This window comes from Curtobacterium phoenicis (assembly GCF_047238015.1).
GTDB lineage: Bacteria > Actinomycetota > Actinomycetes > Actinomycetales > Microbacteriaceae > Curtobacterium.
In genome coordinates this window covers 3,216,367-3,232,011 of sequence record NZ_JBDFLZ010000002.1, presented here as the reverse complement: position 1 = coordinate 3,232,011, position 15,645 = coordinate 3,216,367, and the positions used below count along the sequence as shown (strand labels likewise).

The window sequence follows — 15,645 nt, the reverse complement described above, 5'->3', positions numbered from 1 at the left end:
GCGTCAGCGTACGTCCTCCGTCGATCGCCCACCTGACGACATCGCGGGTGCGTGCGCTGCGCGGCCGTCACGGAACAGCAGTCGGTCACGCCACCGCACCCAGTCGGAGCGCTCCGTGCGGGCGAGGGTGCCGACCACGACGACGAGGACGGCCGCGGCGAGCCACCACCGGTAGGCCGGGGTCGACGGCCAGACCCCGCGCAGCGCGATGGCGAGCCCGATCGACAGCCACTCCCACCGGCCGGACAGCGCCACGAACGGGATGAGCAGCAGCGCGTACCAGGGGTAGCGGGGCGTCACGGCGAGGAAGGTGACGCCGATGAGCAGCACCTCACCGGACCACGGTGCGGCCGGGTCAGCCAGGCGCCAGGCGACGAACGCGGCGAGCAGCACGAGCAGTCCGACAACGATCGTGCCCGCGTCCCCGGGGAACACGAGCGACACCAGGGCGAACCGGGAGCCGTCCTCGTAGCCCTCTTCCGAGAGGTACCCGGGCAGGTACCCGAGCACCTTCGGCCCGGTGGAGATCACGTACGGCACGTACAGCAGCGCGAAGACCGCGATGCCGACCGGTATCGCCCACCAGTGCCGACGCCTGCCGAGGAGCGGCGGGAAGACGAGCGCGGGGATGAGCTTCGATGCGGTCGCCGCCCCGAGCGCGATGCCGCCCCAGATCGGCCGACCGAACGCGACGAGCACGGCCCCCGCGGTGGCCAGGGCTGCGCCGAGCGCGTCGACGTGCGAGTTCGTGACCGCCTCGGACGCCACGAGCGGGGACCACGCCCAGAGCGCCGCCCACCAGACCGGGCGCCCGGTACGCCGCAGCACCGCGACGAGTCCGACGGTGACGCCGAGCGAGAGCAGCAGCCCCGCGACCTGGAACGGCATGTACTGCGCGGTCGCCGGCACGAACGCCCGCACGAGCGCGAACCAGAGCTGGGCCATCGGCGGGTAGATCGTCACGACGTCGGGGCGGTTGATCGCCACGCAGTGCCCGTCCGCCCCGTCCCCGAGCCCGCGGAACCGCGGCTCGATCGGCTTGCACGTGCCGTCGACCTTGTCCGGGAACAGCCAGTCGGGCCGGAGTCCGGCGAGCGCCTCGGACTGCGGGGTGTGCGCGTACGGTGAGATCCCGGCGTGCTGCACGATGCCGTCCCAGGCGTACCGGGCAGAGTCGGTGCTGGTGTTCGGCGGACCTGCGAGGGCGGCGAGCCCGACCACCAGGCCACCGCCGACGACGAGCCACGCCGTCCACCGTGCGGGCACGAACCGCAGCGCCACCACCGACGCCGCGAACACCGTCCAAGCGATCAGGGTCCACGCGACGAATGGGGAACGATGACCAGCTCGGAGGAACCCCAGATGCGTGACGCCGTAGGCGACGACGCCCGCCAGGGCGAGCACCCCGACGACGGCCAGGACGGTCGGCACCAGGGCGGTCGGCGCGGGTCGGCCGGGGCGAAGACGTTCTCTCATGGTGGGTCGAGGCTAGCGACGGTCCGGCGGCTGCTCCTGGATGCACGATCCGCGATGGCGTCGCCGAACCGGAACGCCCGCTCCGCCGTGGTCCTGGGGCGTCTCCTCGGCATCGCGTTCCTGGTCTGCTTCGGGACCGGGGTCTACAGCCACCTCCTCCAGCAGCCGCTGCCGGGGATGCGGTTCCCCACCCACCCGGCCCAGCTCTACCAGTTCACGCAGGGCCTGCACATCACCGCGGGGATCGCGATCATCCCGCTGCTCCTCGCGAAGCTCAACACGGTGATGCCGGCCCTGGTCCAGGTCCCGCCGGTGCGCGGGTTCCTGCACCTCCTCGAGCGGCTGTCGATCGCGGTGCTCGTGTCGGCGGCCATCGTGCAGGTGGTCACCGGGCTGCTCAACACGTACCAGTGGTACCCGTGGCCGTTCCCCTTCAAGCAGGTGCACAACGCGCTGGCCTACGTCATCATCGGTTCGCTCATCGTGCACGTCGCGGTCAAGCTCAGGGTGATCGCGCGGTACTGGCGGGCGCGGGACTCGTACGACGAGCACGGTCGGTTCGTGCCGGACGCGTCGGTGGGCAGCGAGCTGCTGCCGCCGTCGACCGACCGGGAGTCGCGGGTCGACCCCGCCACGGACCACCCGGGCGCGCACGCGGTCGCCTCCCACCCCCGCGGCCTCACCGGCCGTCTGCTCCGTTGGGTCGACGGCGCGCCCGCCGCCACTCCGGTCGGGGCCGAGTCTCGCGATGCGCGACCGACCTCGGCTGCCGAGCCACGAGGAGCGTCGCCCAGCGCGAGTCTCGGGGCGCCCGAAGCGAGTCTCGGGGCGCCCAGCGCGAGTCTCGGCGCCCCCGACGCGAGTCCCGCCGTGCGAGACGCGACTTCCGGGCCGGAGGCGAGCCGTGCCTCCAGGGCGTCCGCGCAGGCGACTGACGGCCGACGTGAGCGGATCGCCCGACGTGGGTTCTTCGCCGGGGTGACCGCCGCGACCGTCGGGGTGGTCGCCCTGACCGCCGGGCAGTCGAGCACGCTCGCCGAGCCGTTCAACGTGTTCGGTGCGCGGCAGCGCCACCGCGGTCCGAACGACCTGCCCGTCAACCGGACGGCGCGAGCGGCCGGAGTGCTGGCGACCGCGACCGCCGCGGACTGGGCGCTCACCGTGGTCGGGCCAGCCGTCAGCCGGACGTTCTCGCGTGCCGAGCTCGTCGCGCTCGGCACGGCGCGGGCCGACCTGCCGATCGCCTGCGTCGAGGGCTGGAGCCAGATGGCGACCTGGCGTGGCGTCCGGATGCGCGATCTGCTCCGGGCCGTGCAGGCCGAGCCGGGGTCGCAGGTCCGGGTGACGAGCCTGGAGCGGCACGGCGGCTACCGGATCATGGACATGGGGCCCGAGTACGCGGAGGACCCGACGACACTCGTGGCCCTCGAACTGAACGGCGCGACGCTCGACCTCGACCACGGGTTCCCGGCGCGCATCATCGCTCCCGGGCGGCCCGGCGTGCTGCAGACCAAGTGGATCGAGAAGATCGAGGTGATCGCATGAGGGCCGCGCGGATCGTGCTCGTCGTGCTCGGCGTCCTGGTGATGGCGTTCGGTGCCTACGTCCTCGTGACCACCGTGCGACCGAACCGGATCTGGGGCCTCGCGACGTGGCTGCTCGGCGCGGTCGTCCTGCACGACGCCGTGCTCTCGCCCGTCGTGGTGGGTGCCGGACTCCTGCTCCGCCGGACCGGGCGCTCCGTCCGGGCCTGGGTGCTCGTGGTCGTCCAGGCCGCGGTGGTGCTCGGGAGCGTGCTGGCCCTCGTGGTGCTGCCCGAGATCGCTGCCAAGGCGCACGGGCAGAAGAACCCGACGGTCCTGCCGTTCGACTACGGCCTGCGGTTGGTGATCGTCGAGGGCACGCTGCTCGTCGTGGTGATCGCCGTGCTCGTCGTCGGCGCCCGCATGTCGAGGAATCGTCCACGAACACTGGTTGAACCGACAACCAATCGCTAGACTCGGCACATGCCCGAGCCGACCGACGACACCCCGTGGCTCGACCGTGCGCAGCTGCGTGCATGGATGAAGCTCGTCGCGGTCATGGAGCTGCTGCCGGCGGCGCTCGACCAGCAGCTGCAGCGTGACGCCGACCTCACGCACTTCGACTACATGGTCATCGCGATGCTCTCCGAGACCGAGTCGCGCACGCTGCGGATGTCCGCGCTGGCCTCGGCGACGAACGCCTCGCTGCCGCGGCTGTCGCACGTGGTGTCGCGGCTCGAGAAGCGGGGGCTCGTCGCGCGCTGCCCCTCCACCGAGGATCGCCGTGCGACCGACGTGCGCCTCACCGACGACGGGTACGCGGCCATCGTCGAGGCGGCACCGCAGCACGTGCGGACCGCGCGGACGTTCGTCATCGACGCCCTGACCGACGAGCAGGTGGGGCAGCTCGACGCCATCACCCAGGCGCTGCTCGGACGCCTCGACCCCGAGGGACGCTTCGCCGCACTGACCTACCCGCGCGACGACGACGCCCCGGCGATCTGCGAGGAGCGGCTCACCGGGCAGGAGCGGACGCTGCAGTAGACGGGCGCCCGCGCTGCTGCCGGGCGCTCCCGCTGCTGCCGGGCGCTCCCGCTGCTGCCGGGCGCTCCCGCTGCTGCCGGGCGCTCCCGCTGCTGCCGGCGCTCCCGCTGCTGCCGGGCGCTCGCGCTGCAATAGGCTCGCCGCATGAACGCGCCCGCCGAGCCATCCGACACCTACTCGTACCTCGGACCGGCCGGAACGTTCACCGAGGCGGCGCTCAAGCTCGTCGAGGCCGCGGCCGGCAAGCCCTGGCGCAGCGTCAACAACGTCGGTGAGGCCCTCGACGACGTCATGAGCGGTCGGTCGGTCGGCGCGGTCATCGCGATCGAGAACAGCGTCGACGGCGGGGTCAGCGCCACGCAGGACGCCCTCGCCCGGATCCCCGGCGTGCGGATCGTGGGGGAGTACCTCGTCCCCGTCGACTTCGTCCTCGTCGCACGGCACGGGACCACCCTCGCCGACGTGCACACCGTGAACGCGCACCCGGTGGCCTACGCCCAGACGCACCAGTGGCTCGAGCAGTACCTCCCCGGGCACGGGCACATCCCGGCGTCGTCGAACGTCGCGGCCGCCGTGTCCCTGCTCGACGAACACCCCACCGCGGACGCGGCCGTCGCGCCGCCCGGGATCACGGACCACCACGACCTCGCGGTGCTGGCGTCCTCCATCGGGGACAACGCCTCGGCCGTGACGCGGTTCGTGCTGGTGTCGAAGACGCTCGCGCTGCCCGAGCCGACCGGGGCCGACAAGACGAGTGTCATCGTCGAGCTGCCGAGCGAGCACCCCGGTGCCCTCGTCGACATGCTCGAGCAGTTCGCGACCCGAGGAATCAACATGGGGCTGCTGTCCTCGCGGCCGATCGGCGACGAACTCGGCCGCTACCGGTTCGTGATCGACCTCGACGGGCACGTGCGCGACGAACGGGTCGCGGACGCGCTGCTCGGCCTGCGGCGGTTCAGCCCGCGTGTGACGTTCCTCGGGTCCTACCCGCGGGCCGACGGACAGCGACCCGAGGTGCCCGCGCGCTACTCGGACGAGGCGTTCGTCGAGGCGCGGGACTGGCTGCGTGCGATCCTCTCCGGCGAGCCCGACGCGCGGTAGCGCGCGAGCCGGCTCGGCCCGGCCGACCCGTCGTCCGGCGTCGAATCACGAAAGCGACATCGAACCGGGCCCTGCGGGTGGTTCGATGTCGCTTTCGAGGTGTGTTGCAGCGCGGTCGGGCCGCGGGAGCGCCCGGTCGCGCCAGCTAGGGCACGCGCCGTGAGCCGTGGCGGTCGTCGCCCGGCTTGGGCACGCGCACCCGCAGGCCGAGCGGGTCGATGCGCGAGCGGAACGCCACGACCGTGCCCACCGGGTCGCCGTCGACCTCGAACTCGTCGGGACGTTCCAGCCGCGCGGTGAACTCCTGACCGCGGAGGTACCGCAGCGGCCGCTCCTCACGCGAGGCCGTCACGAGCTTCTGCCCGACGACCGTATTCGCGAGGGAGGACCGGCGGAAGGTGCGGAGGATCCCGTTCTCCCAGAACACCCGGGCGCCGATCCGGACCCACCCGAAGAAGCCGCGGGGCCGCATCACGGCGATGTCGAACACGCCGTCGTCGATCTCGGCGTCCGGCAGCAGGATCGCCCCCGCCTGGAGTTGTCCGCAGTTCCCGACGATGAGCGAGTGCGCCCGCGCCGAGTGGTTGCCCTCGTCGTCGAGTCGGTAGCGGAACTCGAACGCGTCGGCGTCGCGCACCGAGCGGAAGAGGGAGTCGACGTACGCGAGCCACCCGACGCGCTTCTTCAGCTCCGGCCGGGTGTTCGCGAGCATCCGGGCGTCGAGCCCGAGTCCGGCCATCACGAGGAAGCCGAGCTGCTCGCGCTCACCGCCCTCACGTTCGACCGTGAGGGTGCCGAAGTCGATCGGGCGGTCGTCCCCGTGGAAGATCGTGCGCGCGCTCGCCTGCAGGTCGTCGAGCGGCAGCTTCATGTTGCGGGCGAGCAGGTTGCCCGTCCCGCTCGGGAGCAGTGCGAGGGCGGCGTCGGAGCCGTGCACGACCTCGGCCACCGCCCGCACCGTCCCGTCACCACCGGCCGCAGCGACGACGTCCGCGCCCGCCTCGAGCGCCTCGCGGGTCATGCCGCCGCCCGGGTCCTCCTCCGTGGTCTCGAACCACAGGGTCTCGGCCCATCCGGCGTCGCGCTGGAGCTGTTCGACGGTCTGCTTGAGCGTCGGCAGGTGCACCTTGACCGGGTTGTACACGACGGCGGCCGTCTGCTGCTCGGTCTGGAGGGCGTCCGCAGGCGCGGTCTCCGAAGGGGTCGACATGCCGCAACGCTACCGACCGGATGCTGCGAGGGGATGCCGAGGTGACCACGGAACGGCCGGGAGGCGCGGTGCGGGCCCGCCACGGGCCTCCAGGCCGGCTCCGGGCGCGGCCCCCTTAGGATGGTGCGGTGATCGACCCCCAGCTGTTGCGTGACAACCCGGACGTCATCAAGGCCTCGCAGGAGGCGCGCGGCGCCTCCGTCGACGTCGTCGACGACGCCGTCGCCGCGGACGCGGCGAGGCGGAGCGCGATCACCTCGTTCGAGTCCCTCCGCGCCGAGCAGAACGCCTTCGGCAAGACCGTCGCGAAGGCGCCGAAGGACGAGAAGGCCGCCCTCGTGCAGCAGGCCCAGGCGCTCGCCGCGAAGGTGAAGGAGGCGCAGGCCACCGTCACGGAGGCCGAGGACGCGTTCGACCGGGTCGTCCGGTCGATCCCGAACGTCGTGCTGCCCGACGTGCCGAAGGGGGGCGAGAACGACTTCGTCACGCTCCGCACCGTCGGCACCAAGCCCGAGTTCGCCTTCGAGCCGAAGGACCACGCCGACCTCGGCGAGCACCTCGGCATCATCGACATCCCCCGTGGCGTCAAGGTCTCCGGCTCGCGCTTCTACTTCCTCCGCGGCCTCGGCGCCCGGCTCGAGATCGCGCTCATGTCGCTCGGCCTCGACCGTGCCGTCGCCGCCGGTTTCGAGCCGCTCATCACGCCGACGCTGGTCCGCCCCGAGACGATGGCGGGCACCGGGTTCCTCGGGGAGCACGCCGCCGAGGTGTACCGCCTCGAGGCCGACGACCTCTACCTCACCGGCACGAGCGAGGTCGCACTCGCCGGCTTCCACGCCGACGAGATCCTGCCGCTCGCGGAGGGCCAGGCGCACCGCTACGCCGGCTGGTCGACCTGCTACCGGCGCGAGGCCGGCTCGGCGGGGAAGGACAACCGCGGCATCCTCCGTGTGCACCAGTTCAACAAGCTCGAGATGTTCTCGTACGTCCACCCGGACCAGGCCGAGGCCGAGCACGAGAAGCTCGTCGGGTACCAGGAGTCGATGCTGCAGGACCTCGGGCTGCACTACCGCGTGATCGACGTCGCCGGGGGCGACCTCGGCACGAGTGCGGCGCGCAAGTTCGACATCGAGGCGTGGGTCCCGACGCAGGGCACGTTCCGCGAGCTCACCTCGACCTCGAACTGCACGACGTTCCAGGCCCGTCGTCTCGACATCCGGTACCGCACGGAGTCGGGCAAGACCGCGCCCGTCGCGACCCTCAACGGCACGCTCGCCACCACGCGGTGGATCGTGGCGATCCTCGAGACGCACCAGCAGGCCGACGGCTCGGTCGTCGTGCCCGAGGTGCTCCGTCCGTACCTCGGCGGCGTCGAGGTGATCGAGCCCCGATGAGTTCGCACGAGCGGTTCGTCGACGGTTCGGGCGACGGCGGTGCCGCTGCCGCTGGTGGCGGAGCCGCCGCTTCGGGTGTTGCCCGTGACGGCGGTGTTGCCCCGGCACGGACGAAGCGCTGGCTCGTCGCGCTCGACATCGACGGCACGACCATGCGCGAGGACGGGGTCATCACCGACACCGTGATCGCCGCCGTCCGTGACGCCGAAGCCGCCGGGCACGAGGTCATGCTGTCCACCGGCCGCAGCGAGAGCATGACGGTGCCGCTCCTCGACACCCTCGGCATCCGTCCGAAGTACCTCGTCGTCGCCAACGGCGCCCTCACCCTCCGTCGGCGCGAGGACGGCACCTACGAGCACGCGCACGTCGAGCGCTTCGACCCGACCGAGGTGCTGCAGACGATCCACGGTGCCCTCGCCGACGCCGCGTTCGGGGTCGAGGACGAGGACGGCCACTTCCTGTTGTCCGGCAACTTCCCGGACGACACGATGACGGTGCAGGGCGACCACGTCCCCTTCGACCAGCTGCTCGGCGTCGAGGCGACCCGCGTCGTCGTCATCTCGCCGGGGCACGACACCGAGGACTTCCTGCAGGTCGTCGAGCGGATGGGGCTGCACAAGGTCTCGTACTCGGTCGGCTGGACCTCGTGGCTCGACATCGCTCCCGAGGGCGTGACCAAGGCGACCGCGATGGAGCGGGTGCGCGAGTGGCTCGACATCCCGCGCTCCCGGGTGTTCGCCGCGGGTGACGGGCGGAACGACATCGACATGCTGCGGTGGGCCTCGACCTCCGGTCGCGGGGTCGCGATGGGGCAGGCGCCGGACGACGTGGTCGACGCGGGCAACGAGCTCACCGGTGGCGTGACGGACGACGGGCTCGCGGCAGCGCTCGACACGCTCCCGCGGTAGTGCTCGCTCGTCTCGCTGGCCGACCTGGAGGCCCGCTAGACTTCCCGGGACGCGGTCACGTCTCGCCACGTGGTCGCGTCACAGGAGGGTTGTCCGAGCGGCCGATGGAGCCTGTCTTGAAAACAGGTGGGCAGTGATGTCTCGTGGGTTCGAATCCCACACCCTCCGCCACGAGGCGCTCATCGATCGTCAGCGTGACCCCGTCGCGGCCGCTGGGCGATCCGCGCGAGCAGGTGTTGGTCCTCGATCGTCCTCGATGACCACGACCTCGCTCAACGACAGCACACGACCGACGACCTCGGCCACCAGCACCACCGCACACGCGACGAGGACGTAGGTCCACCCGCCCAACCGCTCCCGCAACGACGTGCTCGATCTCGACGGCATATCGGGGCCTCTCGGTCGTCGTGCGCGGTCGGACTCGGTTCGTGCCCGATGTGATCGAACCACGATGCCCGCTCCACCACCGCGCGGACCGGGTCTCGTGCGTGAAGTGCATGAGAGGGCGCACACGTTCCCGCCCGTGTCGGGCCCGATCAGCTCCGGACGCTGAAGGCCGCGAGCTCCGCCCGGGTCCGGGCTCCGTGCTTCCGGAGCAGGTTCGCGACGTGGTACTTCACCGTGTTCACGCTGATGCCGAGTCCCTCGGCGATCTCCCGGTTCCCGACGCCCGTCGCCACCAGTCGCAGCACGTCGCGCTCCCGCGCGGTGAGGTCGGCGTCGTCCGGCACGTCGATCGACGTCGGGGAGGGGTCGAGCGGGAGCGCGATGTCGAGCGTCGAACCCCACCCCGGTGTCGAGTCGACCGCGAGGGTCCCGTCGAGGGCGACGACCCGCTCGGCGATGGGCCGCACGGCGTCGTCGTGGGCGTCGAGGGTGCCGGCACCGTCGTCGCGGAGCTGCATGAGGAGGTTCCGGCCGTCGCAGTCCCACTGGATGCGCACCCGCCGTGCCGCCCCGTCGTCGACGAGCGCGAGGACGGCGGTGCGGACGATCGCGCGGGCGCTGTGGGCCACGTCTCCGGGCAGGGCCCGGCCGGTGGCGGGCGGTTCGACGAACTGCACGTCCAGATCGCCGAAGCGCACGAGCGGGCGCAGGTCGGCTCGGAGTCGTGAGAACGCGCCGGTCACCGGTTCGAGCAGGGTGCTGCGCTGCCGGTCGCTCGACGTCCGGAGTTCGACGAGCGCAGCCGAGGCGATCTCGACGGCCTCCGCCCGTGCGGCTGCGTCGGAGAGCCTGCTCGAGCGGAGGGCAGCGAGCACGGACTCGAGCGTCAGGGCGTGCCGGTCCGCCGTCTCGGCGACGGTCCGGGCGTGCTCGGTGGCGGCCGTCCGGCTCGACGACGCGGCTGCCGGAGCCGCAGCAGCCGATGCACCCGGTGACCTCGATCCCACGGACCGAACCTACCCGTCCCACCCGGACGGACCGCCCCACCCGATCGGACGGGATGGCCGTGCGCCCGGGCGGCTCCGTAGCTCGGCCGGCAACGGCAGCATCGGGGCCATGCCCACCATAACCGTCGCGGACGCCCTCGGCACGATCGGGAGCGAACTGCAGGACCTCGTGGCCGAACTCAGCTCGACGGACGCGGCCACGAGCGAGCGCGCCCTGACGCTCTTGACCGAGGCCGACCGGGTCTTCGTGCACGGCGCGGGTCGCTCGGGTCTCGCGCTCCGGATGACCGCGATGCGCCTCATGCACCTCGGGCTCGACGTGCACGTCGTCGGCGAGGTCACGACCCCCGCGATCCGCGAGGGCGACGTGCTCCTCGTCGCGAGCGGTTCCGGCACCACGGGCGGCATCGTCCAGGCGGCGCGCACGGCCGCCGGGGTCGGTGCCCGGGTCCTCGCCGTCAGCACGACGGACGACTCACCGCTGTCCGAGGTCGCCGACACCACGCTCGTGGTCCCGGCGGCGACGAAGACCGACCGCTCGGGCACCGCGTCGGTGCAGTACGCCGGGAGCCTCTTCGAGCAGGCCGTCGCCCTGCTCGGGGACGCCCTGTTCCACGCGCTCTGGCAGCGCAGCGGACACTCCGCCGACGACCTGTGGCCGCGCCACGCCAACCTCGAATGACCCATCACCGGAAGGACACCACCATGCAGCTCCAGTTCGCCATGGACACCCTGACCACCGAGCACGCCCTCGAACTCGCCGGCGAGGCCGCGCCGTACGTCGACGTCATCGAGCTCGGTACGCCCCTCATCAAGAGCGCCGGCCTCTCCGCGATCACCGCGGTCAAGGAGGCGCACCCGGACAAGATCGTCTTCGCGGACCTCAAGACGATGGACGCCGGCGAGCTCGAGGCCGACATCGCGTTCCAGGCCGGCGCGGACCTCGTCACCGTGCTCGGCGTCGCCGGTGACAGCACGATCGCGGGTGCCGTCAAGTCCGCGAAGCAGCACGGCAAGGGCATCGTCGTCGACCTCATCGGCGTGCCGGACAAGGCGGCCCGTGCGAAGGAGGTCATCGCGCTCGGCGTCGAGTTCGTCGAGATGCACGCCGGGCTCGACGAGCAGGCCGAGGAGGGCTTCACCTTCGAGACGCTCCTGCGCGACGGCGAGGCCTCGGGCGTCGACTTCTCGGTCGCGGGTGGCATCACCACGGACACGATCGCCGCGGTCCAGGCGTCCGGCGCCCGCGTCGCGGTCGCGGGCAGCGCGATCTACAGCGCCGACGACGTCGCCGCGGCGGCCTCCGCACTGCGCGACGCGATCACGGCGTCCGCCGCGGCCTGACCGTCAGCCCCTGGGCGACTGACCGGCTGACCGTCGTCAGCCCCTGACGGTCTGGAGGCACGGTGCCAGCTGGCAGCGTGCCTCCAGACCGTGTGTGGTCGCGACCACGGCGCGACGTCAGCCGACGAGGCCCGTCACCACGTCGTGGACCACGCGCGCGGCGCGTGCCGCCGCGTCGTCGAGGTGCTCCTTGAACTCGTCGCCGTCGGGAGCGCAGAGGTCGCTGATGCAGCGAACCGACACGAACGGCATGTCGTGCACGTGCGCGAACTGCGCGATCGCTGCCGTCTCCATGTCCACCGCCGCCACCGTCGGGAAGGCCTCGCGGAGCAGGCGTGCGCGGCCCTCGGTCACGAAGATCTCACTCGACCCGATCGTCGCGGCGCGCATCGGGTACCCCGCGTCCGACGCCATCGCGAGGTCGACCAGCCGCTCGTCGGGCGCGTACCCGGTGGGCATCCCCGGCACCTGGCCGAGCGCGTACCCGAACGCGGTCGCGTCGGCATTGAGGTTCACGTAGCGGTCACCCACGACGACGTCGCCGATCGCGACACCGTGCATGAGGCCGCCCGCCGTGCCGACGCTGATCACGGGGATGCCGGAGCCGAAGTCGTGGAAGGCGTGCGCGGCCGCGGCGGTGGCGTTCGTGAACCCGATGCCGCTCCGGCGGACCGCGACCGTCCCACCGCCGACGTCGAGCAGGTGGTGCTCGTCGTGGCCGCCGACGGGACCGTCGAGGATGGGGGTGCCGCCGAGCAGACCGGCGAAGGCGCCGACCTCCTCGCTCATGGCGGCGATGACGACCGCGATCGGTGGGTGGTGCACTGATCGAGTCTCGCACGCTCAGCGGGCGCGGGATGCCCCCGCGGTGACGACCGCTGCGTCGACGAGCAGGAACAGGAGCAGCGTGACGCCGACCGTGGGCAGCAGGACACCGAGGAACGCCGCGACCAGGGCGACCACGGCCAGGCCCCAGCCCGGCGCGCGGGCGAGTGCCCCGGCGGCGGGGGCGCGGCCGACCCGGGCGCCTGCGGGTCGGCGCTGCCACCACATCACGTACCCGAACACGACCATCGCGGCGATCCCGAGCGCGGCGAGGACGAGCACGACCTGGTTCGCGAGCCCGAAGAGGACACCCATGTGGGTGTTGACGCCGAGCTTCGCGGCCTTCGCCATGAGCGGGTAGTCGGCCCACCGGACCTCCGAGACGACCTGCGCGTCACGGGCGTCGACCGCGACCGCGTCCATCGCGACCGGCCAGGTCTGCTTGCTCTCCTCGACCGTCCACGCCTGGTCGGACGCGGTCGGGACGTGGATCCGGACCTCCGCGGCGTCGATGTCTGCCCCGCGTGCTGCGGACAGGACCGTGTCGAACTGGTCCGGTGTGACGTCGGCGGTAGCGGCCGGCTCGGCCTCGCTACCGTGGTGCCCGGCGTGTTCGCCGTGGCCGCCGCCTGTTCCGGCGCCGTTCGCGGCCGCGCCGCCGAGGGCCGTGTCGACCGCGGGCGCCTGCCAGCTCAGCGCGGACCGGATCGCCGTGACGTTGTCGCCCGCAAAGTGCGACCACGTGATGCCGGTCGCCGAGAGGAAGAGCGCGCCGAGCAGCACCCAGACACCGGTGGCGGCGTGCCAGGAGAACGTCCGTCGGTACCCCCGCGCCCGGTTGTCCGGGACGACCAGCTCGCGCTTGCGACGGGCTCGGCGGACCCGTGCCGTCCACAGCGCGATGCCGGCGAGCGACACGATGCCGAGCCACGACGCGGCGGTCTCGCTGTAGAGCCGGCCGACGTCGCCGAGGAGCAGGCTGCGGTGCACCGTGCTGACCCACGTACGGAACGGCAGCGACCCGGACGTGCCGTACACCGGCAGGTCTCCGCGGACCTCGGCGGTGCCCGGGTCGATGAACACCGCGCGGGTGGTGGACTCCGCGAGGCCGTCCTCGGTGAACATGACGCGCGTGGTCGTGCCGGCGGCGGGGGCGGGCCGGACCTCGGTCACGGTGTCTCCGGGGTGCCGGCGGTCGACGTACTCCTCCGCAGCGGACACCTGGTCGGCGAGGGGGAGCGTCGTCGCTGTCGCCGGGGCGGTGAGCTCGTGGGCGTACACGACCCGCTCGACCGACGGCGCCACGGCGTACACGGCACCGGAGAGGGCGGCGACGAGGATGAAGGGTCCGACGAAGAGGCCGGCGAGGAAGTGCAGGCGCAGCAGGAGCTGTGGGAACCAGCCAGCGCTGGCGGGCGGGCGCGGGGCTGCCGGCGCGGGCGTGTGCGTGGGTGCGGGGGCGTGCGGCATCGGGACTCTCCGGTGTCGGGCGCGACCTCGTGCCGCACGGACAGTGACTCTACAAGATGTAGAGTCGCGCGATCGCCGCGGTGCGCGTAGCGTCTCCCCGACGAGTCGACGAGGAGGCACAGGTGATCGAGGTCGTCGAGTACCGGGCGGAGTGGCGCGACCGGTTCGAGATGCTCCGCGAGGCGTACTCCACCGCACTCGACGCTCGAGATGTACCGCACCGGATGAGCACGTCGGCAGCACGTCGGTCCCGGGGCTCGCAGCGAAGCCCGTCGTCGACGTGGACGTCGTGGTCGCGGAGGACGATGTGGCCGCCGCCGTCGGCGCGCTCGCGACGATCGGCTTCGTGCCCCGCGGCGACCTCGGCATCGCGGGCCGCGAAGCCTTCCGGACCCCGGACCGGTTCGCACCGAGCAACACCTACGTCGTCGCCGAGGGATCGCTCGCGCTCCGCAACCACCTCGGCGTGCGGGACGTCCTGCGTGCCGACGACGCGCTCCGGGACGAGTACGCGGCGGTGAAGCGGCGAGCGGGGCAGGAGGCAGTGGACATCGATGCGTACATCGCCCGGAAGAGCGACGTCCTCGACCGGGTCCTCCGCGCAGCCGGGTTGAGCAACGAGGAACGGGCATCGATCGCCGCGAGCACGCGGGGCATCACCGGACGCGGTGCTGCGGGCTGACCTCGCAGCGCGTCGTGGCTGCGACGGGACACTGCGTGATCGACATGTGCTTCGTCGGACCATGCACGTGCATCCGATGCGCGTGCACCGAGCGACGAAGCACCGCGTGATCGACAGTTGCATCGTCGAAGTTCTGGTGCGAGACGGGCGTGGCCCGGGGCGACCCGGCGTCGGACGGGAGGCCCGTGGCGGGCCCGCCACAGGCCTCCCGGCCGGTGGGTGGGTGCGTCAGCGACGCACGTCGCACCCGCAACTCGCGCCGAGGACCAGCTCGGGTGGGACCAGTCGGCGGTTGCCCTCGTCGCCGCCACCGAGGACGCGGTCGACCGCCTCGCGGGCCATCACCTCGATCGGCTGCCGCACGGTGGTGAGCTGGGGGTTCGTGTAGTCCGCCTCGGCGGCGCCGTCGAAGGAGACGATCGCGACGTCCTCCGGGACGCGAAGCCCCAGTTCGAACAGGGCGCGCATCACCCCGATCGCCTGCATGTCGGAACTGACGAACACGGCGCGGGGACCGGTGCCGTCGCCGAACATGCGGAGGCCGGCCTCGTACCCGCCACGTCGTGTGAAGTCGCAGCGGACGATCGGGCCGTCGGGGCGCCCGGCGTCGCGCAGTGCCCGCATCCAGCCCTGCTCGCGGAGCTCCATCTCGCCGGCGTGCCCCATCACGAGGCCGATCAACCCGTAGCCGTGCTCGATGAGGTGGCGGGTGCCGTCGAGTGCTCCACGGAACGCGTCGACGCCGATGCTGACGTGGTGGGGGACCTCGAAGAAGGTGTTGAGCAGCACCATCGGGATGCCGGGGTCGGTCACGGTCGAGAGGTCCGGGTGGGTCTGGATGCTCGTCACGATGATGCCGTCGACCTGGCGGGCGGACAGGGTGCGGAGGCGTTCGCGTTCCTGCGTACTGTCCCCGTCGCTGTTGGCGAGGAGGACGTCGTACCCGCGAGCTGCGGCCGCGTGCGTGACCTCGACGGCGAGTTCCGACCAGAAGGGGTTGTCGAGCTCGGGGACGATCAGTCCGAGCATCTTCGACGAGCCCGTGCGGAGGGCCTGCGCGCTCGCGTTCGGGCGGTAGCCGAGGACACGGATCGCCTCGCGGACCCGGGCTGCGGTGTCGGCGGCGACGGGTCGGGGGCCGTCGTGCACCACGTAGCTCACCACCGACGTGCTCACCCCGGCGTACCGGGCGACGTCCGCGCGCGTGACCGCCCTCGGGGTGGTCGGGGTGCTCACGGGGGCCTCCTGGGTGGCGTCCGGCTGCCGGCCCGCGC

The 15,645-nt window shown here is 72.4% G+C and carries 15 protein-coding genes and 1 tRNA gene; 10 read left to right on the top strand and 6 right to left on the bottom strand.

Going from position 1 to position 15,645, the window contains the following annotated elements; all coding sequences use genetic code 11:
- Positions 1 to 3: 3 nt before the first annotated feature.
- On the bottom strand, positions 4 to 1,476 hold the full coding sequence (locus ABC270_RS15415; RefSeq protein WP_412881602.1) for a glycosyltransferase 87 family protein: 1,473 nt from the start codon (positions 1,474 to 1,476) through the stop codon (positions 4 to 6).
- Positions 1,477 to 1,530: 54 nt separating this feature from the next.
- On the opposite strand from ABC270_RS15415, the gene ABC270_RS15410 reads away from it, so the two are divergent.
- From ABC270_RS15410 to pheA, 4 genes are all read left to right on the top strand, one after another.
- Positions 1,531 to 3,021, top strand: coding sequence for a molybdopterin-dependent oxidoreductase (locus ABC270_RS15410; RefSeq protein ID WP_412881601.1), 1,491 nt, complete (start codon positions 1,531 to 1,533; stop codon positions 3,019 to 3,021).
- Complete coding sequence (locus ABC270_RS15405) at positions 3,018 to 3,473, top strand: hypothetical protein (protein WP_412881600.1); 456 nt, start codon at positions 3,018 to 3,020, stop codon at positions 3,471 to 3,473. The genes ABC270_RS15410 and ABC270_RS15405 overlap by 4 nt, the downstream gene beginning before the upstream one ends.
- A gap of 9 nt (positions 3,474 to 3,482) precedes the next feature.
- Positions 3,483 to 4,043, top strand: coding sequence for a MarR family winged helix-turn-helix transcriptional regulator (locus ABC270_RS15400; RefSeq protein ID WP_412881599.1), 561 nt, complete (start codon positions 3,483 to 3,485; stop codon positions 4,041 to 4,043).
- Positions 4,044 to 4,187: 144 nt separating this feature from the next.
- Entirely contained in the window at positions 4,188 to 5,144 is a 957-nt protein-coding gene (pheA, locus tag ABC270_RS15395; RefSeq protein WP_412881598.1) for a prephenate dehydratase, read from the top strand.
- A gap of 145 nt (positions 5,145 to 5,289) precedes the next feature.
- Here pheA and ABC270_RS15390 read toward each other — a convergent pair whose 3' ends face one another.
- Positions 5,290 to 6,354, bottom strand: a complete 1,065-nt coding sequence (locus tag ABC270_RS15390; protein ID WP_412881597.1) for a diacylglycerol/lipid kinase family protein — start codon at positions 6,352 to 6,354, stop codon at positions 5,290 to 5,292.
- A gap of 128 nt (positions 6,355 to 6,482) precedes the next feature.
- Between ABC270_RS15390 and serS the strand changes: the two genes are divergently transcribed.
- The 3 genes from serS (at position 6,483) to ABC270_RS15375 (ending at position 8,827) form a co-directional block, all read left to right on the top strand.
- Positions 6,483 to 7,748 carry a serine--tRNA ligase gene (gene serS / locus ABC270_RS15385; RefSeq protein WP_412881596.1) on the top strand — a complete coding sequence of 422 codons (1,266 nt, stop codon included), beginning with the start codon at positions 6,483 to 6,485 and terminating at the stop codon, positions 7,746 to 7,748.
- Positions 7,745 to 8,656 (top strand): HAD family hydrolase, encoded by a 912-nt coding sequence (locus ABC270_RS15380; RefSeq protein WP_412881595.1) that lies wholly within the window; start codon positions 7,745 to 7,747, stop codon positions 8,654 to 8,656. The genes serS and ABC270_RS15380 overlap by 4 nt, the downstream gene beginning before the upstream one ends.
- A gap of 83 nt (positions 8,657 to 8,739) precedes the next feature.
- Positions 8,740 to 8,827, top strand: a tRNA-Ser gene (locus ABC270_RS15375).
- Positions 8,828 to 9,192: 365 nt separating this feature from the next.
- On the opposite strand, the gene ABC270_RS15370 is transcribed toward ABC270_RS15375, so the two are convergent.
- Positions 9,193 to 10,050 (bottom strand): helix-turn-helix transcriptional regulator, encoded by an 858-nt coding sequence (locus ABC270_RS15370; protein ID WP_412881594.1) that lies wholly within the window; start codon positions 10,048 to 10,050, stop codon positions 9,193 to 9,195.
- Between the two features lie 109 nt (positions 10,051 to 10,159).
- Between ABC270_RS15370 and hxlB the strand changes: the two genes are divergently transcribed.
- Together hxlB and hxlA are read left to right on the top strand one after the other, a co-directional pair.
- Positions 10,160 to 10,732 (top strand): 6-phospho-3-hexuloisomerase, encoded by a 573-nt coding sequence (gene hxlB / locus ABC270_RS15365; protein WP_412881593.1) that lies wholly within the window; start codon positions 10,160 to 10,162, stop codon positions 10,730 to 10,732.
- A gap of 23 nt (positions 10,733 to 10,755) precedes the next feature.
- Positions 10,756 to 11,394, top strand: coding sequence for a 3-hexulose-6-phosphate synthase (hxlA, locus tag ABC270_RS15360; RefSeq protein ID WP_412881592.1), 639 nt, complete (start codon positions 10,756 to 10,758; stop codon positions 11,392 to 11,394).
- A 117-nt stretch (positions 11,395 to 11,511) separates the two neighbouring features.
- Here the strand turns inward: hxlA and mtnN are convergent, their stop codons facing one another.
- Positions 11,512 to 12,219, bottom strand: a complete 708-nt coding sequence (gene mtnN, locus ABC270_RS15355) for a 5'-methylthioadenosine/S-adenosylhomocysteine nucleosidase (protein ID WP_412881591.1) — start codon at positions 12,217 to 12,219, stop codon at positions 11,512 to 11,514.
- Between the two features lie 18 nt (positions 12,220 to 12,237).
- Positions 12,238 to 13,689, bottom strand: coding sequence for a PepSY-associated TM helix domain-containing protein (locus ABC270_RS15350; protein ID WP_412881590.1), 1,452 nt, complete (start codon positions 13,687 to 13,689; stop codon positions 12,238 to 12,240).
- 280 nt (positions 13,690 to 13,969) lie between these two features.
- Between ABC270_RS15350 and ABC270_RS15345 the strand changes: the two genes are divergently transcribed.
- Entirely contained in the window at positions 13,970 to 14,371 is a 402-nt protein-coding gene (locus tag ABC270_RS15345; protein WP_412881589.1) for a GrpB family protein, read from the top strand.
- 228 nt (positions 14,372 to 14,599) lie between these two features.
- Here ABC270_RS15345 and ABC270_RS15340 read toward each other — a convergent pair whose 3' ends face one another.
- The gene (locus ABC270_RS15340) at positions 14,600 to 15,607 is read right to left on the bottom strand and encodes a LacI family DNA-binding transcriptional regulator (protein ID WP_412881588.1); all 1,008 of its coding nucleotides are present in this window, start codon (positions 15,605 to 15,607) and stop codon (positions 14,600 to 14,602) included.
- Positions 15,608 to 15,645: the final 38 nt, after the last annotated feature.

Coding starts and splice junctions, on each gene's coding strand:
- hxlB (WP_412881593.1), top strand. CDS start 10,160: ATGCCCACCATAACCGTCGCGGACGCCCTCGGCACGATCGGGAGCGAA.
- ABC270_RS15400 (WP_412881599.1), top strand. CDS start 3,483: ATGCCCGAGCCGACCGACGACACCCCGTGGCTCGACCGTGCGCAGCTG.
- ABC270_RS15380 (WP_412881595.1), top strand. CDS start 7,745: ATGAGTTCGCACGAGCGGTTCGTCGACGGTTCGGGCGACGGCGGTGCC.
- ABC270_RS15350 (WP_412881590.1), bottom strand. CDS start 13,689: ATGCCGCACGCCCCCGCACCCACGCACACGCCCGCGCCGGCAGCCCCG.
- ABC270_RS15410 (WP_412881601.1), top strand. CDS start 1,531: ATGGCGTCGCCGAACCGGAACGCCCGCTCCGCCGTGGTCCTGGGGCGT.
- pheA (WP_412881598.1), top strand. CDS start 4,188: ATGAACGCGCCCGCCGAGCCATCCGACACCTACTCGTACCTCGGACCG.
- ABC270_RS15405 (WP_412881600.1), top strand. CDS start 3,018: ATGAGGGCCGCGCGGATCGTGCTCGTCGTGCTCGGCGTCCTGGTGATG.
- ABC270_RS15390 (WP_412881597.1), bottom strand. CDS start 6,354: ATGTCGACCCCTTCGGAGACCGCGCCTGCGGACGCCCTCCAGACCGAG.
- ABC270_RS15415 (WP_412881602.1), bottom strand. CDS start 1,476: ATGAGAGAACGTCTTCGCCCCGGCCGACCCGCGCCGACCGCCCTGGTG.
- hxlA (WP_412881592.1), top strand. CDS start 10,756: ATGCAGCTCCAGTTCGCCATGGACACCCTGACCACCGAGCACGCCCTC.